Below are 22083 nucleotides of genomic sequence, written 5' to 3'. Positions count from 1 at the left end.
CGTCATTGCGAGGAGCGGAGCGACGCGGCAATCTAGGGGCGGTTCAAGGGCCGCCCTGGATTGCTTCGCTGCGCTCGCAATGACGAATTTTTGAGAGCGAGCTCAGCTCAGCGCATCGAGGCGGGCGAGGTCGATTGCGCCCGGCACCAGCATCACCGGACACGGCAGCGTTCCCGCATCCGGTCCGGTGAAATGCGCGACCAGCGGCCCGGGCGCGCCCGATGCTGCGGTCGCGAGCACCAGGGCGGCAATCTCGTTGTCGGCGCCGATCACCTCGCGCACGACTTCGGCAGGCTTGCCCGCCTTGATAAGCACCTGCGGCGTCACCCCCGCTTCCTGCACCACCGCTTCGGCGGCGGCCGCGACCAGTTCTTCGGCATGTTCGCGCGCTTCGGCCTCGATCGTCGCCTGCACCCCGCCGAACGCGACAAAATCCTGCGGCGGGATGATTGCCAGCACAATGACGCCGCCGCCGGTCCGCCCGGCACGCCGCGCCGCAAAGCGCAGCGCCAGGCTGGCCTCGGGACTGTCATCGATCACCACCAGATATGTCCGCATCGCCCCGACCCCTCGTTTTTTTGCTTGGGGCAAAGAGTGCGTCACATTCGTATGAAAGGCAAGGTTGCCCCGCTAGACCTTGACCGACGCAAGGCTTAAGGCGAGGAACAAGCCGTAGCGGCAGGCGCAGCCTGCAAGACTGACGCCCAACGTTTAAGGGGACACGCCTTACCATGCCGATCGAACTCAAGATGCCCGCTCTCTCGCCGACGATGGAGGAAGGCACGCTCGCCAAATGGCTGGTCAAGGAAGGCGACAGCGTCAAATCGGGCGACCTGCTGGCCGAGATCGAGACCGATAAGGCGACGATGGAATTCGAAGCGATCGACGAGGGTGTGGTCAGCCAGATTCTGGTCGCCGAGGGCACCGATGGGGTGAAGGTTGGCACGGTGATCGCGGTGATCTCGGGCGAGGGTGAGGATCCGGGGAGCGCGAAGGCTGCTCCGGCGGCGTCTGCGACTGCACCGGAAGAGAAGGCCGAAGCCCCTGCGCCAGCCAAAGACGTCGCCCCAGCGGAAGCTGGGACCGCTCCCGTCAGTGCGCCTACGCCAGCGGTCCCAGCTTCCGCTGGGACGACGAACGCAGGCGACCGCATCAAGGCCAGCCCGCTCGCCAAGCGTCTCGCCGCCGAACGCGGCATCGACCTGTCGACGATCACCGGCACCGGCCCTGGCGGCCGCATCGTCAAGGATGACCTCGATGGCGTCCCGGCAGGTGCCGCGGCACCCGCTGCCGCAGCCGGCGGAGCCGCTCCTGCCGCCGCAGCGCCTGCCGCAACCCCGGCTACCGCCGCCGCAGGTCCAATCCCCGATTTCGGTATCCCGCACGAAGACACCAAACTCAGCGGCATGCGTAAGACGATTGCGCGCCGCCTGACCCAGTCGATGCAGGAAGCGCCGCACATCTATCTCACCGTCGATATCCGCCTAGACGCGCTGCTCAAGCTGCGCGGCGAACTCAACGCCAGCCTCGAAAGCCGCGGGGTCAAGCTCAGCGTCAATGACATGCTGATCAAGGCGCTCGCGGTCGCGCTCGAACGCGTCCCTGCCTGCAACGTCAGCTTCGGCGGCGATGTGATGCGCCAGTACAGCCGCGCCGACATCTCGGTCGCGGTCAGCATCCCCGGCGGCCTGATCACTCCGATCATCACCGACGCCGGCGGCAAGTCGATGTCGAAAATCTCTACCGAAATGGCCGAGCTTGCCGCGAAAGCCAAGGAAGGCAAGCTCCAGCCCAGCGAATATCAGGGCGGCACCGCCAGCATCTCGAACATGGGCATGATGGGGATCAAGCAGTTCACCGCGGTGATCAATCCGCCGCAGGCGATGATCATGGCGATCGGCGCGGGCGAGAAACGACCGTACATCGTCGACGACGCGCTGGCCATCGCAACCGTCATGTCAGCCACCGGCAGCTTCGACCACCGCGCAATCGACGGCGCCGATGGCGCGCTGCTGATGAAGACCTTCAAGGAACTGGTGGAGAACCCGCTGGGGCTGGTGGCGTGATCGACGTTGAAGTAAAAGATGCGAATGATGCAATAATCTATCTGTCCCACAGCGCTCGTTGGTCGTTTTTCGGTTCTTGGATTTCAATTAACTCGCCTCATGGAAATGGGAATGGCCCGTTCTTTACAGTTTACCTTCCCTTATCTCTTCGTGCTCTTCCACGTCGCGGTACGACCAACTCTTATATTGGAGAAGGTAAGTTAGGACATGTGAGCATGTGGGGCGGAGCCGCAGCTAGAGATGGCGGCGGCCACCACGATTTGGACAAAGTTATCGCGGCGAGCCAAGTGCAATCGATGGAGTTAAATCTCACGCTGGATGTCGTTCTGGGCGAACCACATTTAGATTCCTTTCAAGGCGGGCGCCCTTGGCTCATCCCAGGAACGAAATACACGATCAATGTCACCGTTCCGCTTGATGACTACGCCGATTTTTCTGACACACGAAAAACAAGCGAAGGCTGGCGCAACCTTTCTAAGCGCCTGAAAGAAGATTTCAATTTTGACCTAGCTCCTTGGGAAAGCATTGACTGATGCCTGAAAACTACGACCTCATCGTCCTCGGTTCCGGCCCCGGCGGCTATGTCGCGGCGATCCGCGCGGCGCAGCTTGGGCTGAAAACCGCGATCGTCGAGCGCGAGAATCTGGGCGGCATCTGCCTCAACTGGGGCTGTATCCCGACCAAGGCGCTGCTGCGGTCGGCCGAAATCTATCATTATATGCAGCATGCGGGCGATTATGGCCTGATTGCGCAGCAGATTAGCGCTGACATCGATGCGGTCGTGAAGCGCAGCCGCGGCGTCGCAAAACAGCTGAGCCAGGGCGTCGCCTTCCTGATGAAGAAGCACAAGATCACCGTCCATATGGGCGAGGGCAAGCTGACGGCGCCGGGCAAGCTGGAAGTAAAGGGCGAGAAGGGCACCGAAACCCTGACCGCCAAGAATATCATCGTCGCCACCGGCGCCCGCGCCCGCGACCTGCCGTTCGCGCCCGCCGACGGCAAGCGCATCTGGACCTATCGCCACGCGCTCGCCCCGCCCGAAATGCCGAAGAAATTGCTCGTCATTGGATCGGGCGCGATCGGGATCGAATTTGCGAGCTTTTACAGCGACATGGGCTGCGACGTGACCGTCGTTGAAATGCTCGATCGCCTCGTCCCCGTCGAGGATGCCGACGTGTCTGCCTTCCTCGAAAAACAGCTCAAGAAGCAGGGCATGACGATCTTCACCGGCGCCGGGGTCGAGGAACTCAAAGCCACCGCGAACGGCGTCACCGCGAAGATCAAGACCAAGGACGGCAAGACCGAATCGGCCGAATTCAGCCACGCAATCGTCGCGATCGGCATCGTCCCGAACACCGAGAATATCGGGCTTGAGGCGCTTGGTGTGAAGACCACCAAAGGCCATATCGACACCGACGCGATGTGCCGCACCAATGTCTCCGGCATCTGGGCGATCGGCGACGTCACCGCGCCGCCGTGGCTCGCGCACAAGGCGATGCACGAATCGGTGATTTCGGTCGAAGCGATTGCGGGCAATCACCCACACGCGATGGACCCGCGCAACATCCCCGGCTGCACCTATTGCCGCCCACAGATCGCCAGCGTCGGCCTGACCGAAGCGAAGGCCACGGAACTCGGCTACGAGGTCAAGGCCGGCACCTTCCCCTTCATCGGCAACGGCAAGGCCATCGCGCTCGGCGAATCCGAAGGCTTCACCAAGACCGTGTTCGATGCCAAGACCGGCGAGCTGCTCGGCGCGCATATGATCGGCGCCGAAGTCACCGAACTGATCCAGGGCTATACGATCGGCAAGACCGCCGAGCTGGTCGAGGATGATTTCATCGGCACCGTCTTCCCGCACCCGACATTGAGCGAAACGATGCACGAGGGCGTGCTGGCGGCATTCGGGCGGCCGCTGCATATCTAAACGGGCGACGAGGGCGGGCAGTTGAACCCTTCGATCCTGTATTTTTCGCGGACGGGCAGCGCGTTCAAGGCGCTGTTCTTCCTCGGCTTTGCAGTGACCGCCTTTCTTTTCGCAAGCCTGCGCTATCAGGAGAACAATGCGCCGACGCAGGTCGTTCGCGCGCCCGGTGGCCTCGAACTGCCGACGCGGCCGCCGGATCGGGGGCCGCTGGCGCCGTTCGAGATACCCTTGCTGATCGGCGCGGGGTGCGTCGCCCTCTTCTATGTCGGCCGACATGGCGCGCGCGTTGCAACGCGGCAAGTCGCGGCGAAGATCGAGAACGGCAATCTGCATTTCCACCCAAGCTACAGTCCAGTACCGGCCATCCTGCCGGTCGAAAACGTGTTGGAGGCGCTGTTCGATCGTGCCGACCGTTTGCCGGGCGAAGGGCCGCGGTCTGCCAGACTCGCCGCGCGGTTACGCTACGGCCTGCATCTCAGCTACCGCAGCGGGAGCACGATCGGCGAAATCCGGCTGATCGATAACGACATCGACGGCGGCACGGAACAATTGCGCCGGTTCGCTGCACAGGTCGAAGTCTGGCGAAAATCGCAGGTGCGGACTGGCGACCGCTGATTGCGTCGCCGCCAGCCTTTCGCCATAGACGGCGGCACAATGAGCATTCATCCCCGCACCCGGCTTTTCCGCCGCACGTTGATCGCGGCCTTGTCGTGCTTCATCCTGGTCAGCGCGCTCGTCGCCGCGGGCCATGCCGATGCGATCGACCGGCATATCGGCGCATCGCTTGCGATGACCGCCGGCGCCTCGTCGCCCGCGCTGATCCTGTTCATGCAGGGCGTCAGCTGGGTCGGCGGCGGCTTGCCGCGCTGGATCATTGTCATTCTGCTCTGCGCGCTCGTCTGGCATTGGTGCGGTCCGCGCTGTGCGGTGGCGCTGGGCGGCGCGTCGCTGCTGTCGAACCTGGCATCAAGCCTGCTCAAGATCGGCTTTGCGCGGCCGCGGCCCGACCTTGCCCCGCATCTCGATCACCAGACCAGCTTTTCATACCCCAGCGGCCACGCGACCAGCGCTGCCGCGGTCTATCTGCTGCTCGCCTGGCTCGCGCCGCCGCGCTGGCGCGGGGCCACGGCGGCGCTGGCGATCGCTATCATCATCCTCAACGGCTTTTCGCGGATGATGCTGGGCGTGCACTGGCTCAGCGACATTATCGGTGGCACGCTGCTCGGTGCGGCCTTCGCGCTGGGCGGCGCGTGGTGGGCGGGAACGCGCAGTGCGCCAGCGGCACCGGCACTAAGAGAATCGTAAACTCTTGGCGTTAAGGTGGCCTTCTGAACAACTGGGGCCATTAGGATGAATATTTCCCTCGGCAAAATATTGGGCGTGATCGGCGCGCTTATCCCGATCATCTACATCGGCTTCATGCTGTATCATTTCGTTGGCGTCGGCGGCGGAACGGCCGAGGGCGTGGCCGGGATCGGCTTGGGGCCCACGGTAATCGGACTGTCGATCGTCGGCCTGCTGTTTGCGCTGCCGCTGATCATCAAGTTGCTGCGCGTGACCACCGGCGTGAACCGCGTCCCCGGCGCCAGTTTCGACGCCAAGCTCAAACCCGGCGAAGTGGTGGTCGAGCCAGCCTTCGACGCCGATGCCGCCTTCGCCAATTATATGCGCAATCGCGACGCCAGCGCGGTGGTCGATGCCCCCAGCGACGGTCCCGATGCCAGCCCGCCGCCGTTTGCACCGCGCCCCAGCTGTTTTGGCCGCAAGGCGGTTTGACAACAGCTTCGCGCTCGACAGGGGCGCGCCAGCGGCTAGGATTGCCGCATGGCGCAAGGCACCCACGATTTCGTCCCCGATCCGCGTAACAATGCGATCCTGATCAACGTCAATGGCACGCTGGTGCCGCGCGCAGAGGCCAGCGTGTCGGTGTTCGACAGCGGCTTCATGCTGGGTGACGGGGTGTGGGAGGGGATTCGCGTCCATCGCGGCCGCATGGCTTTCCTCGACCAGCATCTCGATCGGCTGTGGGAAGGCGCGAAGGCGATCGCGATGGACATCGGGATCGACCGCGCCACGCTGACCCAGCGGCTGTATGACACCATCGACGGCAATGGCATGGACGCCTGTCATATCCGCTTGATGGTCACGCGCGGCATCCGCTCGACCCCGTATCAGGACCCCCGCGTCGTCATTTCGCCCGCGACGATCGTGATCATCGCCGAATATAAGGATCCGCTGCCCGCGACGGTCGAAAAGGGACTGTCGCTGTTCACCGTCCATGTCCGCCGCGGCGACCCGGCGGTGCAGGATCCTAAGCTCAACTCGCACAGCAAATTGAACTGCATCACCGCATGTATCCAGGCGGCGCAGGCGGGCGCCGACGAGGCGCTGATGCTCGACCCGCACGGCTTTGTCGCGACGTGCAACTCGACGCATTTCTTCATCGTCCGCAAGGGCGAGGTGTGGACGTCGAGCGGCGATTATTGCCTTGCCGGGATCACCCGCAGCAATGTCCTCCGCCTCTGCCGCGACAATGGCATCCCGGTATATGAGAAGAACTTCTCGCTGAGCGAGGTCCATAGCGCCGACGAGGCATTTGTGACGGGCACCTTCGCGGGGGTCGTTCCGGCACACACGATCGACGGACGCGTCCTTACCGACGGACGCGGACCGATGGTCGAGCGATTGCAGGGCCTGTACAAAACGTTGGTCGAGCGTGACATTGCGGCGCGCGACCGCCCGTGACCGATTGTATCCGCATCGCGATGTGGTCAGGGCCACGCAATCTGTCGACCGCAATGATGCGCAGTTTCGGCAGCCGCGCCGACACGCATGTCACCGACGAACCTTTTTACGGCGCCTACCTCAAGGAAACCGGCGATCCGCAGCCGATGATGAACGCGGTCATGGCGTCGATGGACTGCAACTGGCACGGCGTGGCGCGCAGCATGACCGGGCCGAACCCGGCGGGCGCGCCGATCTGGTATCAGAAGCATATGGCGCACCATATGGTCGGTCCGATCGCGCACCACGACCTGCCGGGCCTGCGCCACGCGTTCCTGATCCGCGATCCGGCGCGCGTTGTCGCCAGCTATGCCGCCAAGCGCGTCGCGGTGCGGCCCGACCATCTGGGGACCGACAAGCAGGTCGAATTTTTCGACCGCGAGGCGGACCGGCTGGGCCATGCCCCGCCGGTGATCGACAGCGCCGACATCCTGCGCGATCCACCACTCATGCTCGAAAAATTGTGCGCGGCGCTCGGCATAGGGTGGGATCCGGCGATGCTGTCCTGGCAGGCGGGGCTGCACCCGACTGACGGCGTCTGGGGCACGCATTGGTATGATGCGGTGGCATCGAGCACCGGCTTTGGCGCGCCCGACAAACCGCAACCCGACCTGACGCGCGTCGAACAATCCGTCGCCGACGCGTGTCGTCCCGCTTACGACCATCTGGCAAAGCACAAGATTCCGCTATCCTAACAACTCCCGTTTTGCCATCAATCGGACGGGCACCAACAACAGGCGGATCAGATATGCAATCGCGAGTGAAGTTCGGCAGTTTTCTTCGGGGAATCGGTTTGGGCTCGGCGGCGCTGTTTGCTGGCTCGGCGGCAGCACAGGCACCCGCCGGTCAGACCGTCATCACCGCGGCACGCTACGTCGATGTGCTGACCGGCAAGACGGTCGAATATCCCGCGATCTTTGTCGGCGCCGATGGCCGCATCACCAATATCGCCGACGCCCGCGTCATCAGATGGGGCAGCGACGTCAAGCATGTCAATCTGGGCGACAAGACGCTGGTTCCGGGGCTGATCGACATGCACGTCCACCTCGACGGGCCCGCCGACATCGGCGGCTATCGCGGGCTGGAATTCACCGACAGTTTCTGGGGCATGACGGCAGTCAAGAATGCCCGCGACATGCTCGATGCGGGCTTTACGACGGTCCGCAACGTCGGCGCGGGTAACCGCAACGACATCGGGCTGAAGCAGGCGATCGACGCGGGTTACGCCGTCGGCCCGCGCATCGTTCCGGCGGGGCATGCGCTGGGCGCGACGGGCGGGCATTGCGACAGCACTTTCCTGCCGCCGAGCATGGAAAAGGAAAATGCGAAGGAAGAGGGGATTGGCGATAACCCCGAAGAACTGCGTTATCAGGTACGCCGCCAGCGCAAATATGGCGCCGAAGTGATCAAGGTGTGTGCGACCGGCGGGGTGTTCTCGCGCAACACCGAACCCGGTCAGCTGCAAGTTCCGGAGAATGAGCTGCGCGCGATCGCCGACGAGGCGCACCAATGGGGGCTGCGCGTCGCGGCGCACGCGCATGGTGGGGCGGGCATTCGCGCCGCGATTGCTGCGGGGATCGATACGATCGAACATGCCAGCCTGGTCGATGACGAGGGCATCCGCATGGCGGTAGCGCGCAAGCAGCCGGTGTGGTTCGCGATGGACATCTTCAACACCGAATATACGCAAGCCGAGGGCGCGAAGAACGGCGTCCTTGAGGATAATTTGCGCAAGGATCGCGAGATCGCGCAGATCCAGCGCGACAATTTCCGCAAGGCGCACCGCGCCGGGGTGCGGATGGTTTTCGCGTCCGACGCTGGCGTGATGCCGCACGGCCAGGTCGGCGGCCAGTTCCGCGTCATGGTCGAATATGGGATGACCCCGTTGCAGGCCATTCAAGCTGCGACGAAAAACGCTGCCGAGGCGCTGGGGCGCGAAAGGGACGTCGGAGCGATTGCGGTGGGGCGTTATGCGGATTTGGTCGCGGTCGATGGGGATCCGCTGACCGATGTGCGACAGCTGGAAAGCGTCGATGCGGTGGTCAAGGGCGGGGTGCTGGTGAAGGGGGAGTAGGCCAGTAATCGTCGCCGCCGCGAAGGCGGGGGCCGTTGTCGGCCCTGTTCAGCGATGAAGGCGTAGACGTCCAGCGGCCCCCGCCTTCGCGGGGGCGACGGTTGGCTCAATACACCACCAGCTTATCCACGATCGCATCGCGCATTTCGGGCGTAAAGTTCAGCACCGCCTCGGCATAAGTCGCCACGTCGCCATGGTCGCGGCGCACCGTCACAAGCGCGGCGTCAAGGAAGATCGGGTTCACCGACATCAAGGTGCGGATCGCATCATCGTGGATGTCGGCGTTATACCGCGCGCGGATCAAGTCGCCGCCTTGGGCAATGCGCTCTTCGATCTTGCCCGCGCTGTTGGTCAGCAGATAATCGTGCATCAGGTCATCTTCATGCACGCCGAGCAGCCGGTGGACGACCGCGACGGCAAAGCCGGTGCGGTCTTTGCCCGCGACGCAATGGACCAGACTGGGCGCGTCATATTCGGCGAGCGCGGCGAGGTAGAGCCGCAATGTGGCGACGAGAACCGGGCGGTATGGCATCCCGGCGTAGGTATCGATCATCCGCGCCCGCGCAGTTTCATTGTCGATTGCCCCTTGGGCTGCCTGCAGATGCGGGGCGAGGCCCGCCGTATTGCCGTCGGCGAACAGGACCCGCGCCGAAAAGCCTTCGGATCGCTTGCACGGATGGGCGGCGCGCTCGTCGTCGCCGCGCAGATCGATGATCGTCTCGATCCCCAGCTTGTCGATTGCGGCCAGATCGTCGTTGCTCGCATCCTGATGATGCGCCGATCGCCACAGCATCCCGCTGCGCAGTCGCCCGCCGCCCTCGACCGCATAGCCGCCGTAATCGCGGAAATTATGGACGCCCGTCAGGGGCAGGACGCGCTCGGCAATCATGGTCAGTCTCCTGTAAACACCGGGGGACGTTTTTCGACGAAGGCATTGATCGCCTCCCGGTTGTCGGCCGTCTCGTGGACGATCGCCTGATAGGCGGCGCTGAGCTCCAAAATGTCACTCATCCGGCTATGCTGCGCCTCGCGCAGCAGCCTTTTGGTCAGGCGCAGCGCGCGGGGCGGATTGCACACGATCCGTTCGGCAATCGCAACCGCGCGGTCGAGCAGTTCCGCGTCGGGGACGACGTCCGTAACCAGACCATATTCCTTTGCCTGCGCCGCGTCAAAACGGTCACCGGTCAGGAACAGTTCCGCAGCGCGCGGGTAGCCCAGCACTTTCTGGAGCAGCCAGGCGCCGCCATCGCCGGGGACGATGCCGACCTTGATGAAACTGCAGGCGAATTTGGCGCTTTCCGCCGCGATACGGATGTCGCAGGTGCAGGCGAGATCGCAGCCCAGCCCGATCGCATGGCCGTTGACCGCAGCGATCATCGGCACTTCGCAATCCATCAGTGCGCGGATCACCGCCTGCACCCCCTTGCGATAATTGCTGCGCGTCGAATCGGGCTGGTCGAGCACGCCGATGCCGGTGCGGTCCTGCATGCCTTTGAGGTTCCCGCCGGCGCTAAACGCCTTGCCGCTGCCGGTCAGAATGATCGCGCTGACCCCCCGGTCGTCGCCGAGGTTGCGGAGGGTGTCGATGATGTCCTGGCAATCGTCGTGGGTGCCGATCGCGTTCATGCTTTCGGGCTTGATCATCGTCAGGATCGCGATCTTGCCCCGCCGTTCGACACTCAGAAACTCGCCCATGCTGAAAATTCCTTTCCTGTTGGCAAAGGCTATTGCATGGCTGACGGGACATGCAAGGCTTTGCGCTCTATCCCTTCGATCCACCTGGCGATATCGGCGCACTGCGCGCCGAATTGCGGGCATGGCTTGCGGTGAATCAGCCGCAGGGCGACATCGTCGCGCGCGCCAATTGCTGGGCCAGTTTCGATGCCGATTTCAGCCGCGCGCTTGGCGCTGCGGGTTATATCGGGATGACGTTACCCACGCGCTACGGCGGCGGCGATCGTCATCCGCTGGAACGCTATGTCATCATCGAGGAACTGCTGGCGGCGGGGGCGCCGGTGGGGGCACACTGGATCGCCGATCGCCAGACAGGGCCGCTGATCTTACGCTACGGTAGCGAGGAACAGCGCGAACGCTATCTGCCGGGGATCGCCCGGGGCGAGCTTTATGCCTGCATCGGCCTGTCCGAGCCGGGAGCGGGGTCCGACCTGGCAGCGGTGCGGACGACCGCGCGCGAAACCGCCGAGGGCTGGCGGGTGAGCGGCCAGAAAATCTGGACCACCGGCGCGCACTTCTCGCACGTCATGCTCGCGCTGGTTCGCACCGAGGAGGGCAGCGAGCGCAATGCGGGATTGAGCCAGCTGCTGATCGATCTCGACACCCCAGGCATCACGATCCGCCCGATCATCGACATGGCGGGCCACCATGATTTCAACGAGGTGTTTTTCGACGATGTGCTCGTGCCGCACGGCGCGCTGGTCGGGACGCGCGGGCAGGGGTGGCAACAGGTCACCGCCGAACTCGGCCTCGAACGATCGGGGCCGGAACGCTATCTGTCGAGCCATGCGCTTCTGGCCACGCTGATCGATGCCGCGGGCGCCGATCCTGACCCCGCAGTCGCAGTGCTGATCGGCGAGCTGACCGCCGAAATGTGGACGCTGCGGCAATTGTCGATGTCGACGGCGGCCAAGCTGGCGGTAGGCGAGGATCCGATGGTCGAGGCGTCGGTGGTCAAGGAACTCGGCAATGCGTTCGAGCAGGAGATGCCGCGCCGCGTGCAGGCGATCGTCGATTGTCCGTGGGATGATCCGGGCGACCTTGGCCGGTTGCTGCGCGCGCTACTGATCGCGTCACCCAGCTTTTCACTGCGCGGCGGGACGCGCGAGGTGATCCGCGGGATCATCGCGCGCGGATTGGGCCTGCGATGAGCGCGGCGCGCGAGATGCTGTGCGACACCGCCCGCGCGGTGTTTGCCGAGGCGGTGACGGCGGGGATCGCGCCGGTCGAGGAGGCCGGGTTTGCATTGTTGTTGGTGCCGGAGGCCGACGGCGGTTTTGGCGGCGACTGGGGTGACGTCAACGCGGTGTTGCAGATCGCCGGGGTGATCATCCCCGATCTGCCGGTTGCCGCATTGATCGCCAGCGATGCGTTGCAGCCCGCGGCGACCGTCAGCCTGATGGCGGGCGCGATGGGGCAGGCGCTGGTGCTGTCGATCGAGCATGTGAACACGCGCCACCAATTCGGGCGACCGCTCGGCAAATTTCAGGCGGTGCAGCAATCGCTGGCGGTGATGGCGTGCGAAGTGCGCGCGGTCGAGGCGGCGGCAGGGGCATTAGCGGCGCGGCTGGACGCTGTGGGTCTCGACCCGTCGGCGGCGGGTTTCGAAATCGCTGCGGCGAAACTGCGCGCCAACCGCGCGGTCGGGGTCGTCACCGCAATCGCACATCAGGTGCATGGGGCGATCGGTTTTACCCGCGAATATGACCTTAACCGCGTGACCATCGCGCTGATGCGCTGGCGCGGCGAGCAGGGGAATGATGCTTATTGGGCGGCGCGGCTGGGGCGGCAGGTTGCTGGACTTCGCGGACGCGGATTGTGGGAAGCGCTCACGGTGCGGTGATCGAACCGTGCAAACATGGCCGTCGTTGCGAGCGCAGCGAAGCAATCCAGAGCGGTTTACGCAGGCTCTGGATTGCTTCGCTGCGCTCGCAATGACGAGATAGCTTAACGCACCGCGCCGCCGTCGCGCAGCGCCGCGATCTTGCTCGCATCATAGCCAAGACCGGCCAGCACCGCATCGCCATCGGTGCCAACCGCAGGCGCGGCGCGCGGGGTGTCGTTGGACGTCGCTGAATAACGCGGCGCCGGTGCGGGCTGCACCACGCCGCCGACCTCCAAAAACGTCTCGCGCGCCACATTGTGCGGATGCTGCGGCGCTTCCGCCAGCGACAGGATCGGTGCGAAACAGACGTCGGTCATCTCCATGATCGCGCACCATTCGTCGCGCGTCTTGGTCAGGAACAGCGCGGTCAGCTTTTCCTTCAGCGGCCCCCATTGCGACGGGACCATCTGGGCATCGAAATCAGGATCGTCGGTCAGTCCGGTCTTTTCGCGCAGCAATGCATAGAATTGTGGTTCGATCGATCCGATCGAGATGAACTTGCCATCGGCGCAGACATAGCTGTCATAGAAATGCGCGCCGCCGTCGAGCATGTTGACCCCCGCCTCGTCCTTGAGCCGGCCCGCGGCATTAAAACCCCAGGTCATCCCCGCGAGCAACGCCGAGCCGTCGGTCATCGCGCAATCGATCACCTGACCCTCGCCGGTCTTGGCCGCGTGGACAAGTGCGCTCGTCATGCCGAAGGCGAGCATCATGCCGCCGCCGCCGAAATCGCCGACATAATTGACCGGTGGCACCGGCTTTTCGCCCGCGCGACCGATGCCGTGCAGCACCCCAGACAGCGAAATATAATTGATGTCGTGCCCGGCGGCGTGGGCATAGGGGCCGAACTGGCCCCAGCCGGTCATGCGCCCATAAATCAACCGGGGATTATCGGCGAGCAGCACGTCGGGGCCAAGTCCAAGACGTTCCATCACGCCGGGGCGATAGCCCTCGATTATCCCGTCGGCGCTTTTGCACAGGTCGCGCACGACCTCGACCGCATCGGGGCTTTTCATATCGAGCGCGATCGAGGTCCGGTTGCGACTGAGCGGATCCCGCGGGTCCATGAAACCGCCGGGGCGATCGATACGGATCACCTCGGCGCCATGGTCGGCGAGCATCATGCCGCAAAAGGGACCGGGACCGATCCCGGCAAACTCGATGATCCGGATGCCTTGAAGCGGTCCCGTCATGACTTACAGCCGCTCGATGATGATCGCGGGCGCCATGCCACCTGCGGCGCACATCGTCACCAGGCCATAGCGACCGCCCGAGCGTTCGAGTTCGTCGAGCGCGGTGCCGATCAGGATCGAACCCGTCGCGCCGATCGGATGGCCGAGCGCCATCGCGCCGCCATTGATATTCACCTTCTCGCGGTCGAGATCGAGGTCGCGGATGAACTTTTCGGCGACGACGGCAAAGGCTTCGTTGATTTCCCAGACGTCGATGTCGTCCTTGGTCAGCCCGGCCTTTTCGAGCACCTTTTTGGCCGCGGGGACCGGGGCGTTGAGCATCAGCGTCGGGTCGTCACCGATATTGGCATAGGCCACGACGCGCGCGCGGGGTTTCAGGCCGTGCTTGTCGGCATAATCCTTTGACGCCAGCAGGATTGCGGCAGCGCCGTCGACCACGCCCGACGAGTTGCCTGCATGATGGAAATTCTGGATTTCGACATCGGGATAGCGGCGATTGATTTGTTTGCGGAACGTGAACCCGCCGCCAAGATCGAAATCGGCCAAGCCGGTGAAGGCGGGTTTGAGCGACGCCAGACCCTCAGCCGTGGTTTCGGGGCGCGGGAATTCCTCATGATCGAGCGCAATGCTGCCATCGGGGTTGAGCACCGGGACGACTGATTTCTCAAAACGGCCTTCCTTGATCGCGCGGTCGGCGCGTTGCTGGCTGACCAGCGCCAGCGCGTCGAGCGCCTCGCGGCTGATGCCTTCGATCGTCGCGATCGCATCGCCGCACACGCCCTGATGCGATTGGGGATGGAGTTCGTCGAGCGCTTCGTGGCCCGAGCCCATCAGGCGCTGCGGCAGCCCGGCATTCGCCTGTTCTGCAGCATAAGCGGTGGTATAGCTCATCATCTCGGTGCCGCCCGCGATGACGCAATCTTCCATGCCGCTCATCACGGTCGCGGCGGCGAGATTGACCGAGGTGATGCCGCCGCCGCAGAAGCGGTCGAGCGTCGTGCCCGATGCCTTGGTATCATACCCCGCCGACAGCGCCGCCATGCGGCCAAGGTCACCGCCCTGCTTGCCGTTCTGGCTCGACGTCGACCAGATGATGTCGTCGACCGTCGCGGTGTCGAGATTGTTGCGATCCTTGATCGCTTTCAGCACGGTGGCGGCAAGATGCTGCGGATGGAGGTGCGACAACGCGCCCTTGCCGGGCTTGCCGACCCCGCGCGGGGTGCGGACGGCGTCGATGATATAGGCTTCGGCCATGGGATATTCCTTTCGGTCGGGGAGTTAGCGGGGAGCCATGCGGATCGCGCCGTCGAGGCGGACCGCCTGGCCGTTGAAATAGGTGTTGCGGATCATTTCCATCGCGAGGCTGGCATATTCCTCTGCCTTGCCCAGCCGCTTGGGGAAGGGGACCGAGGCTTCGAGGCTTTCCTTCACCTTCGGGTTCATATTGCCGAGCAGCGGCGTGCCGAACACGCCGGGCATGATTGCATTGACCCGGATGCCCAGGTCCATCAGGTCGCGCGCCATCGGCAGTACCAAGCCGTTTACGCCTGCTTTCGCCGAGCCGTAGATGACCTGCCCGATCTGCGCGTCCTGCGCCGCGACCGAAGCGGTGAAGATGATCGCGCCGCGTTCGCCGTCCTCCATCTCGGGCAGCGCGGCCATGCCTTCGGCGGCGATCGACCCGATCCGATAGCTGGCCGTCAAGATGCCCGCGACGCCATAGGCGTAGTCCTCGGTCGGGGTACGGCGGAAGGCGCGGCTTTCCTTGTCATAGGCAAGCGTCTTGCCGCGGCGCGAGGTCATCGCGCAATGGACGCAAATCCGTTCCTGGCCATGCGCGGCGCGCGCCTTCGCATAGCCGTCCAGAACCGATTGCTCGTCGGTGATATCGACATTGCAGAACAAGCCCCCGATCGATGCCGCCACCTCTTCACCCAAAGCGTTGTTGATATCGAAAATCGCGACTTTGACGCCTGCGGCTGCCAAGGCTTCCGTGGTGGCGCGGCCAAGGCCCGAGGCGCCGCCGGTAACGACCGCCGATGTCGTGGAATCGAACTTCATGCGTGCGTCTCCTCAGGCCGGAATTTGGTTGAACGGGATGCCCTTGTCGGGACGATGGTCCTGCGGCAGGCCGAGCACCTTTTCGGCGATCGTGTTGAGCAACGTCTCGTCCGATCCCCCCGCGATGCGACCGGTCGGGGCGTTGATCCAGCTCGACGCCCAATCTTCCTTTTGCGAGGCATGTTCGTCGAAGGCAAAGCCGTCGGTGCCTTGCAGGTCGATCGCCAGTTCGGACAATTTCTGGCGCGAGCGGACCGCGACCAGCTTGTTCAGCGATCCTTCGGCGCCGGGGACCATTCCCGCCTGCATCATCAGTCGCGCGCGGACGTTGATCGAATCGAGCCCCGAGCGCATCGCATAGTTGCGCGCGATCTGCTGTCGGATGCGGCCATCCTGGATCGCGAGTTTGCCATTGAGCGCGATGTCTTTTGCCAGATCGACGAACAGGTCGAGATGTGGACCGAACCCGGCGCTATCGGTCGCGACATAGCGTTCGATCATCAAGGTCGTGATCGCAACGGCGAAGCCGCCGCCGACCGGCGACATGCGGTGGTCGTCGCTGATCTTCACATCGTCGAAAAATACTTCGTTGACATGGCTGTCGCCGCCCGCAAGCCGGATTGGACGAACAGTCACCCCGGGCGCTTTCATGTCGACCCAGAAATAGGTCAGGCCTTTGTGCTTGGGGACGGTCGGGTCGGTGCGGACGACGATGACGCCATAGTCGCTGTAATGCGCCCAGCTGGTCCACACTTTCTGGCCGTTGATCTTCCAACCATTGCCGTCGGGCTCGGCCTTGGTTCGCAGGCCCGCGAGGTCGGAGCCGCCCGAGGGTTCGGAGAACAGCTGACACCAGATCTCTTCGCCCTGCAGCGCCTTGAGCACGCGTTCCTTGACGAACTCCCGGTCGCTGCCGAACTGCATCAGCACCGGCACCGGCATCCCGAGTGAGATGCCGAAATAGAAATTGGGAAAGCCGTACTTCATTTCCTCGGCGTCGAAGGTCACCTTTTCGAGATGGGTCAGCCCCTGACCGCCATATTCGGTCGGCCAGTTGATCCCGGCATAGCCTGCATCGAACTTTGCCTTTTGGTAGCGGCGCCCGAGCGCCAAGTCGTCGGCTTCGGTCAGCCCCTTGCGAGCATCGCGGCCAAATTCCGGCGCCATCGTTGCGAGCCACGCGGCCGCCTTGGACCGGTAGATTTCCAGATCGCTCATGCCGCTTCTCCTGCCAGCCGGTCGACGAGAACATCTTCCCAGAACAGGCTGCTGCCCTGTTCGATCGCGAGGCTGCGCGCGCGGCGCATGTGAAGATGCAGCCCGATTTCCCACGTCACGCCGATACCGCCATGGATCTGCACACAGTCGCGCGCCGCGGTGTCATAAGCCTCGGTCGCCGATAGCCTAGCGGCGGCGGCGGCAATGATGAAATCGGCGGCGCTCTCGCGCGCCGCGGCGTGGATGCAGTTCGCGCGGGCGAGTTCGACCAGCCCATAGAGTTCGGCGATGCGGTGCTTCACCGACTGAAAGGCGCCGATCGGCTGACCAAAGGCGCGGCGGGTCAGCGCATAGTCGCGCGCAATCTCCATCAGCACCTCGGCGCCGCCGGTCTGCTCGTGCGCGGTGACCACCGCTTGCAACCCCAGGATATGCAGCGCCGCGTCGCGCGCGGCATGGCCCACCGCAAGCGGCTCGGCCGGTGTGGATGAAAAGCCAAGGTCGGCGAGGCAGCGGCTGTTGTCGAAGCCTGCGACGGGGGTCCGCTCGACGTCCGCCAGATCGACCAAGGTCAGGACCGGCATACCAGGGCCGTTGGCTAGGACGACTGCCACGTCGGCGGCCAGCCCGCCGGACACGCCGCGCGCAACGCCGTCAAGCAGGTCGCCGGTCAACGTGACGTCGGGCCGACTGGGCAAGGCGTCGGGGCCAGCGGCAAATGCGATCACGCCGATGCTTTCGCCCGAGGCCAGCCGCGGCAGCCAGCGCTCCTTCTGCGCCTCGGTGCCATAAAGCTCGATGGCCTTGGCAGCGCCGAAGCCCGATGTCAGAAATGGCGCTCCACTGACGCTGCGGCCGGCCTGATGCGCGATCAATCCGAGTTCGACAAGGCCAAGTCCCAGTCCGCCATGCGTTTCGGGGAGCGCGAGCGCGGTCCAGCCCTGCTCTTTCGCGGTGTCCCAGAAGGGGCGGTGATATTCGCCGACCGATTCGAGCAACGGCAGCAAAGCCTCGATGCTGCTGCGCGCTTCGAGCACGCGCCGCGATTCGGTCGCGATCGCCTGCTGGCCTTCGTCATAAAGGATGGTCATGATGCCATTCGTCCCGCTCCCATATATCTTGTCTTGCCAGTGAACCGGACGTTGACGTAAACGTCAAGGCAATTCCGGCGCGGCGGCGACGTAGCGTCAATTTGTCGCGACCGAACATGGGGAAGGACTAACGATGGCTTTCAAGACACGCATCACCGAAATGCTGGAGATCGAACATCCGATCGTACAGGGCGGGATGCAGAGCGTCGGCTACGCCGAACTTGCAAGCGCCGTATCGAACGCTGGCGGGCTTGGCATCCTGACCGCGCTTACCCAGCCGAGCCCCGAGGCGCTGCGCGACGAGATCGAGCGATGCCGCGCAATGACCGGCAAGCCGTTTGGGGTGAACTTGACTGTCTTTCCGACGATCAACGCGCCCGATTACAAGGCCTATGCCCAAGCGATCATCGATGGCGGGATCAAGATCGTCGAGACCGCAGGGACGCCAGCGGTGCGCGAAATCTGGGAATTGCTGAAACCGCATGGGGTCACCATCCTCCACAAATGCACCGCGGTACGCCACGCCTTGTCGGCCGAGCGCGCAGGCTGCGACATCATCTCGATCGACGGTTTCGAATGCGCGGGACATCCGGGCGAGGATGATATTCCCGGGCTGATCCTGATCCCCGCCGCAGCGGACAAGGTGAAGATTCCGATGCTGGCGTCGGGGGGCTTCGGCGATGGTCGCGGGCTGGTCGCCGCGCTGACGCTGGGGGCTGAGGGCATCAACATGGGCACCCGCTTCTGCGCGACGGTCGAGGCGCCGATCCACGACAATGTAAAACAGGCCTATGTCGATAATGACGAGCGCGGGTCGTATCTGATCTTCCGCAGCCTCAAAAACACCGCGCGGGTTGGCAAGAGCGAAGTCAGCGAAGAGGTGGTGCGCCGCCTGGCGCAGCCCGACGCGACCTTCGCCGACGTCGCCGAACTGGTGAACGGCAAGGCGGGGCGCGAACTGCTCGAAACTGGCGACCTTTCCAAGGGGGTGTTCTGGGCCGGGATGGTGCAGGGGCTGATCCACGACGTTCCGACCTGTCAGCAATTGATCGATCGCATCATTGCCGACGCCGACGCCATCGTCGATCAGCGGCTGGCGGCGATGCGGCGATAGGCCGATATGCTGGCGCGCCGAGAGGGCTTTCGATATGATCCGATTCTTCACAATCTGATCAGCTCGTTGCTCACGGCGTTATCGCCCGCCGGTGCGCCAGGGGGAATGTTTGAGCCTCATCGACTATAAAGGTTTTGGCGGTGCCGTGCTGCCCGCCGACATGCTGGGCGACGACAACGACCCCGCGGTGCTGCTGATCCCCGATTTCGGGCAGCCGCGCGGCGCGTGGCGGGCCGTGGCGGACGGATTGGTGCTCTCGGGACGCCGCGTGGTCAATCTCGATCTGCGCACGGAAGGCGGGCCGGATCAGCTGGCGGCGCATGTCGAAGATTTGCGCCTCGTCCTGGCGCAGATGGGGTCGCGCCCGGTGGTCGTCGCGGCGCGGCACGGCGGCTGGATCGCGACGCGCGCGCTGGCGACCGACGGCGTGTTACTCGCGGGCGGGCTGGTGCTGGTCGATATGCCCGACGATGCCGATGCGGTCGCAAGCGGCATCGCGGCGCGCCAGACGCTACCGACGCTGGTCGTGTGCGGCGGCTTTGCCCCGGCACAACCGAGCGCCGGAAGCGATGCCTTTGGGGCCGCGCTGCCGGTTGGCGAGCGTGTCGACATCGACGATGCCGATTTGGCAATCGACGCCGACCGGACCGAGGCGTTGCTCGGTCAGCTGCTCGAATTTCTCGAATGCCGCCAACCGCGCGAGGCGACCGAGTTTCAGGCGGGATCGGACCCGCGGACGCTGCGCGACGCGATGGGTTGTTTTGCCACCGGGGTCACAATCGTCACCGCGGTGGATGCCGATGGCACCCCGGTCGGGCTGACCGCGAACAGCTTTACGTCGGTATCGCTCGATCCTCCGCTCCTGCTCGTGTGCATCGCCAATGCGTCGGGAACCGCGCCCGCGCTGCGCGAGGCGGCACATTTCGGGGTCAATGTGCTGCAAATCGGCCAGCAACCTGCGTCGAACCGTTTCGCGACCCGCGGGGAGGATCGCTTTGCCAACTTGCCGTGGGCGCCGGGGCAGACCGGTGTGCCGTTGCTTGGCAGTTCGCTGGTGTCGTTCGAATGCCAGCGCGAATCGCTGCACGAAGCAGGCGATCATTTCATCCTGGTCGGCCGCGTCGTACGCGCGCAGTTCGAACCGCACCGCGATCCCTTGCTCTATTTTCGCGGCAAATATCGCCGCCTGCATTTCGCTTGAGCAGCTATTGGCGTCGGGATGGTGGCGGACAGGGTGGTTTTAAGAAACTAACCCTATGTATTTGATATGTTTTTTCAAATACTTGTCTGCGAAATTCGGTCCCACATGCTGTTCCCCGCATGCCTGAAACCAAGATTCAGTCCGGATAACCTCTATGCCAGAATTGCAGATTCTTGTCGATCATTTTCGGTTCTACGCCACACTACCTGCGTTTCTGATGGCGCAAACCTGATCGCTACACAGCGTGGAAGGTGCGAGCGCCGGGGCCGGTTAGTTTCTCGCAATCGGCGGGCCGCGATTGCGAGTTAAGTCTACTCTTGCGAAAGTTCAATAAATCGCCGTCGATACCAGTTGCCCGTTATTCCTTGCGTGGTGGAGGCAGCCGTCAGGACAACTGTCAGCGCGGCGCATTTGTCCCGCAAGTTTGCGTTGTCCATATCCGCCATTGCTTCCGCCACAGCAGATTGATTGTCCGCCGGTAGAGTATCGATAATTCTGAGCATTTCGTCTGCGGCTGCGGCCTCGCCGGCCTGTGCCTGCGTAGGGGAAAGTGCCACGATCGACGGAGAACGCTCGACCTCAGCGAAAATTGCTTTCCGAATAATCATCAGATATTGCCGAAGGGCAGCATCGCCCTGCCGCCCCACTACCTGAAATTCTTGGGCAGCAGATTTCGTCTCGCTCGGATAAAAAATAGCTCCACATTCCGCCACATTTGCATCCAGTGACGCTGTACCCATAATGGCAATGAATCTCTGGAGATCAGCGTCTGGTAGCCGCCTGAGGCCAGCGTAAATGAGCTTCTGTGCTAACTGAGCGGCGATCTCGAAGGCGACGGCTCCAGCGTTCTTACCGGAAAGTGCCGATCCTGCGGCATTCATTTCCGCAGCAACGCGTTCGAGATAGCTTTCATTCGCGAACATTGCGTCAATGTGTTCCGCCATAATTTTGGTTTGCGAATGAGGCAGTGCCATTTTCGCGGCGACTGTCTCGGCAAGTTGCGGGGCCGACAATTCTGCGCGCAAACTGGCAGCAGTATACCTCGCTCTAGCCCGAACTGGCGGCGGAATCGGCAGTGGTGCGGCATAGACGGGCGGGGGTGGCTGGGGCGCCGCTTTCGCTACGGGGGCAACGCGAGTTGTTTTCCCCAAATCTCGCGGCGCTCGCACGGGTTGCGCATCTGCAACCGAGAACTCGATGCCAGAAGATAGTCGATTGGAGTTGTTCAGCCACCGAACTTCATAAGGCGACGCACTTGTCGCAAAAACGACCGCTCTCTCAGATAGGCTCAATTGCGATAGATAATGGCCGACAAGGGCATTTCCAACGCCTGTTTCTACCAACTGACCACCTTGATCTTTGTAACTTGCGTGAAAACCTATCGAGCCGCCGGGATCCAGAAACCGAGGCGTTCCCGCCAACCAGATGAGCGCGCAAGCTGAAGTACATTTGGACGACGAGGTAACCGCAGTTGAGTATCCGCGGAGACGAATTTGACGGCCAATTTCAAGCGCTGGCACGATAGCGCCTCCTGGGCTGTCGAGCCCGACAAGTGCTTCCGGAAATCGTACCGACAACTCTCGGAATTTGGAGTCGTCTCCTGTCTGTATCTCGCCGAATATTAGGATCAGCGCAGAGCCATCTGAATCGACCTCATGGTAAAACTCGGCGGCGATTGCACTGCTTGAGGTCAAAGCGGCAAGAGCGAAAATCATTAGCCGGTGTCTCATCTTGC

The 22083-nt window shown here is 63.5% G+C and carries 22 protein-coding genes; 13 read left to right on the top strand and 9 right to left on the bottom strand.

The window, feature by feature from the left end; all coding sequences use genetic code 11:
* Positions 1-102: 102 nt before the first annotated feature.
* Positions 103-558, bottom strand: coding sequence for a universal stress protein (locus tag J2X44_RS10185; protein WP_310083337.1), 456 nt, complete (start codon positions 556-558; stop codon positions 103-105).
* Positions 559-731: 173 nt separating this feature from the next.
* On the opposite strand from J2X44_RS10185, the gene J2X44_RS10180 reads away from it, so the two are divergent.
* From J2X44_RS10180 to J2X44_RS10140, 9 genes are read left to right on the top strand one after another with little or no spacing between them, the layout of a single operon-like run.
* The gene (locus tag J2X44_RS10180) at positions 732-2066 is read left to right on the top strand and encodes a pyruvate dehydrogenase complex dihydrolipoamide acetyltransferase (protein ID WP_310083335.1); all 1335 of its coding nucleotides are present in this window, start codon (positions 732-734) and stop codon (positions 2064-2066) included.
* A complete protein-coding gene (locus J2X44_RS10175; RefSeq protein WP_310083332.1) occupies positions 2063-2599 on the top strand; it encodes a hypothetical protein in 537 nt (178 codons plus the stop codon). Before J2X44_RS10180 ends, J2X44_RS10175 begins: the two co-directional genes overlap by 4 nt.
* On the top strand, positions 2599-3993 hold the full coding sequence (lpdA, locus tag J2X44_RS10170) for a dihydrolipoyl dehydrogenase (protein ID WP_310083330.1): 1395 nt from the start codon (positions 2599-2601) through the stop codon (positions 3991-3993). The genes J2X44_RS10175 and lpdA overlap by 1 nt, the downstream gene beginning before the upstream one ends.
* A gap of 21 nt (positions 3994-4014) precedes the next feature.
* Positions 4015-4608 carry a hypothetical protein gene (locus J2X44_RS10165; RefSeq protein WP_310083328.1) on the top strand — a complete coding sequence of 198 codons (594 nt, stop codon included), beginning with the start codon at positions 4015-4017 and terminating at the stop codon, positions 4606-4608.
* 39 nt (positions 4609-4647) lie between these two features.
* Positions 4648-5298 (top strand): phosphatase PAP2 family protein, encoded by a 651-nt coding sequence (locus J2X44_RS10160; RefSeq protein ID WP_310083326.1) that lies wholly within the window; start codon positions 4648-4650, stop codon positions 5296-5298.
* A 45-nt stretch (positions 5299-5343) separates the two neighbouring features.
* Positions 5344-5769, top strand: a complete 426-nt coding sequence (locus tag J2X44_RS10155) for a hypothetical protein (RefSeq protein WP_310083323.1) — start codon at positions 5344-5346, stop codon at positions 5767-5769.
* 48 nt (positions 5770-5817) lie between these two features.
* On the top strand, positions 5818-6738 hold the full coding sequence (locus J2X44_RS10150; RefSeq protein WP_310083320.1) for an aminotransferase class IV: 921 nt from the start codon (positions 5818-5820) through the stop codon (positions 6736-6738).
* Positions 6735-7472, top strand: coding sequence for an HAD family hydrolase (locus J2X44_RS10145; RefSeq protein WP_310083317.1), 738 nt, complete (start codon positions 6735-6737; stop codon positions 7470-7472). Before J2X44_RS10150 ends, J2X44_RS10145 begins: the two co-directional genes overlap by 4 nt.
* Before the next feature lie 53 nt (positions 7473-7525).
* The gene (locus J2X44_RS10140; RefSeq protein WP_310083314.1) at positions 7526-8851 is read left to right on the top strand and encodes an amidohydrolase family protein; all 1326 of its coding nucleotides are present in this window, start codon (positions 7526-7528) and stop codon (positions 8849-8851) included.
* Between the two features lie 106 nt (positions 8852-8957).
* On the opposite strand, the gene J2X44_RS10135 is transcribed toward J2X44_RS10140, so the two are convergent.
* Positions 8958-9740 (bottom strand): tyrosine-protein phosphatase, encoded by a 783-nt coding sequence (locus J2X44_RS10135; protein WP_310083312.1) that lies wholly within the window; start codon positions 9738-9740, stop codon positions 8958-8960.
* A 2-nt stretch (positions 9741-9742) separates the two neighbouring features.
* A complete protein-coding gene (locus tag J2X44_RS10130; RefSeq protein WP_310083308.1) occupies positions 9743-10546 on the bottom strand; it encodes a crotonase/enoyl-CoA hydratase family protein in 804 nt (267 codons plus the stop codon).
* 50 nt (positions 10547-10596) lie between these two features.
* Here J2X44_RS10130 and J2X44_RS10125 point away from each other — a divergent pair, with 50 nt between their 5' ends.
* Together J2X44_RS10125 and J2X44_RS10120 are read left to right on the top strand one after the other, a co-directional pair.
* A complete protein-coding gene (locus J2X44_RS10125) occupies positions 10597-11736 on the top strand; it encodes an acyl-CoA dehydrogenase family protein (RefSeq protein WP_310083305.1) in 1140 nt (379 codons plus the stop codon).
* Positions 11733-12428 carry an acyl-CoA dehydrogenase family protein gene (locus tag J2X44_RS10120; RefSeq protein ID WP_310083303.1) on the top strand — a complete coding sequence of 232 codons (696 nt, stop codon included), beginning with the start codon at positions 11733-11735 and terminating at the stop codon, positions 12426-12428. The genes J2X44_RS10125 and J2X44_RS10120 overlap by 4 nt, the downstream gene beginning before the upstream one ends.
* Positions 12429-12532: 104 nt before the next feature.
* Here J2X44_RS10120 and J2X44_RS10115 read toward each other — a convergent pair whose 3' ends face one another.
* Genes J2X44_RS10115 through J2X44_RS10095 form a run of 5 tightly spaced genes read right to left on the bottom strand, consistent with a single transcriptional unit; the run spans position 12533 to position 18033 of the window.
* Entirely contained in the window at positions 12533-13663 is a 1131-nt protein-coding gene (locus J2X44_RS10115; protein WP_310083300.1) for a CaiB/BaiF CoA-transferase family protein, read from the bottom strand.
* A 3-nt stretch (positions 13664-13666) separates the two neighbouring features.
* Complete coding sequence (locus J2X44_RS10110; RefSeq protein ID WP_310083297.1) at positions 13667-14917, bottom strand: acetyl-CoA C-acetyltransferase; 1251 nt, start codon at positions 14915-14917, stop codon at positions 13667-13669.
* Positions 14918-14941: 24 nt separating this feature from the next.
* Entirely contained in the window at positions 14942-15724 is a 783-nt protein-coding gene (locus J2X44_RS10105) for an SDR family NAD(P)-dependent oxidoreductase (protein ID WP_310083295.1), read from the bottom strand.
* Between the two features lie 12 nt (positions 15725-15736).
* Positions 15737-16942, bottom strand: coding sequence for an acyl-CoA dehydrogenase family protein (locus J2X44_RS10100; protein WP_310083293.1), 1206 nt, complete (start codon positions 16940-16942; stop codon positions 15737-15739).
* Positions 16939-18033, bottom strand: a complete 1095-nt coding sequence (locus tag J2X44_RS10095; RefSeq protein ID WP_310083291.1) for an acyl-CoA dehydrogenase family protein — start codon at positions 18031-18033, stop codon at positions 16939-16941. Before J2X44_RS10095 ends, J2X44_RS10100 begins: the two co-directional genes overlap by 4 nt.
* A gap of 133 nt (positions 18034-18166) precedes the next feature.
* On the opposite strand from J2X44_RS10095, the gene J2X44_RS10090 reads away from it, so the two are divergent.
* Positions 18167-19147 carry a nitronate monooxygenase family protein gene (locus J2X44_RS10090; protein WP_310083288.1) on the top strand — a complete coding sequence of 327 codons (981 nt, stop codon included), beginning with the start codon at positions 18167-18169 and terminating at the stop codon, positions 19145-19147.
* A gap of 109 nt (positions 19148-19256) precedes the next feature.
* Entirely contained in the window at positions 19257-20348 is a 1092-nt protein-coding gene (locus J2X44_RS10085; RefSeq protein ID WP_310083286.1) for a flavin reductase, read from the top strand.
* A 311-nt stretch (positions 20349-20659) separates the two neighbouring features.
* Here J2X44_RS10085 and J2X44_RS10080 read toward each other — a convergent pair whose 3' ends face one another.
* On the bottom strand, positions 20660-22063 hold the full coding sequence (locus J2X44_RS10080) for a hypothetical protein (protein WP_310083283.1): 1404 nt from the start codon (positions 22061-22063) through the stop codon (positions 20660-20662).
* Positions 22064-22083: the final 20 nt, after the last annotated feature.

Source organism: Sphingopyxis sp. BE259, from assembly GCF_031457495.1.
Taxonomy (GTDB): Bacteria; Pseudomonadota; Alphaproteobacteria; order Sphingomonadales; family Sphingomonadaceae; genus Sphingopyxis.
Note: the sequence above shows the minus strand (reverse complement) of the source record. Positions and strands in the feature narration are given on the sequence as shown.

Bases quoted from the DNA above. Each gene is read 5' to 3' on its own strand.
- J2X44_RS10090 (WP_310083288.1), top strand. From the start codon at position 18,167: ATGGCTTTCAAGACACGCATCACCGAAATGCTGGAGATCGAACATCCG.
- J2X44_RS10130 (WP_310083308.1), bottom strand. From the start codon at position 10,546: ATGGGCGAGTTTCTGAGTGTCGAACGGCGGGGCAAGATCGCGATCCTG.
- J2X44_RS10150 (WP_310083320.1), top strand. From the start codon at position 5,818: ATGGCGCAAGGCACCCACGATTTCGTCCCCGATCCGCGTAACAATGCG.
- J2X44_RS10180 (WP_310083335.1), top strand. From the start codon at position 732: ATGCCGATCGAACTCAAGATGCCCGCTCTCTCGCCGACGATGGAGGAA.
- J2X44_RS10135 (WP_310083312.1), bottom strand. From the start codon at position 9,740: ATGATTGCCGAGCGCGTCCTGCCCCTGACGGGCGTCCATAATTTCCGC.
- J2X44_RS10140 (WP_310083314.1), top strand. From the start codon at position 7,526: ATGCAATCGCGAGTGAAGTTCGGCAGTTTTCTTCGGGGAATCGGTTTG.
- J2X44_RS10105 (WP_310083295.1), bottom strand. From the start codon at position 15,724: ATGAAGTTCGATTCCACGACATCGGCGGTCGTTACCGGCGGCGCCTCG.
- lpdA (WP_310083330.1), top strand. From the start codon at position 2,599: ATGCCTGAAAACTACGACCTCATCGTCCTCGGTTCCGGCCCCGGCGGC.
- J2X44_RS10125 (WP_310083305.1), top strand. From the start codon at position 10,597: ATGCAAGGCTTTGCGCTCTATCCCTTCGATCCACCTGGCGATATCGGC.
- J2X44_RS10185 (WP_310083337.1), bottom strand. From the start codon at position 558: ATGCGGACATATCTGGTGGTGATCGATGACAGTCCCGAGGCCAGCCTG.
- J2X44_RS10095 (WP_310083291.1), bottom strand. From the start codon at position 18,033: ATGACCATCCTTTATGACGAAGGCCAGCAGGCGATCGCGACCGAATCG.
- J2X44_RS10160 (WP_310083326.1), top strand. From the start codon at position 4,648: ATGAGCATTCATCCCCGCACCCGGCTTTTCCGCCGCACGTTGATCGCG.
- J2X44_RS10120 (WP_310083303.1), top strand. From the start codon at position 11,733: ATGAGCGCGGCGCGCGAGATGCTGTGCGACACCGCCCGCGCGGTGTTT.
- J2X44_RS10110 (WP_310083297.1), bottom strand. From the start codon at position 14,917: ATGGCCGAAGCCTATATCATCGACGCCGTCCGCACCCCGCGCGGGGTC.
- J2X44_RS10080 (WP_310083283.1), bottom strand. From the start codon at position 22,063: ATGATTTTCGCTCTTGCCGCTTTGACCTCAAGCAGTGCAATCGCCGCC.
- J2X44_RS10115 (WP_310083300.1), bottom strand. From the start codon at position 13,663: ATGACGGGACCGCTTCAAGGCATCCGGATCATCGAGTTTGCCGGGATC.
- J2X44_RS10155 (WP_310083323.1), top strand. From the start codon at position 5,344: ATGAATATTTCCCTCGGCAAAATATTGGGCGTGATCGGCGCGCTTATC.
- J2X44_RS10100 (WP_310083293.1), bottom strand. From the start codon at position 16,942: ATGAGCGATCTGGAAATCTACCGGTCCAAGGCGGCCGCGTGGCTCGCA.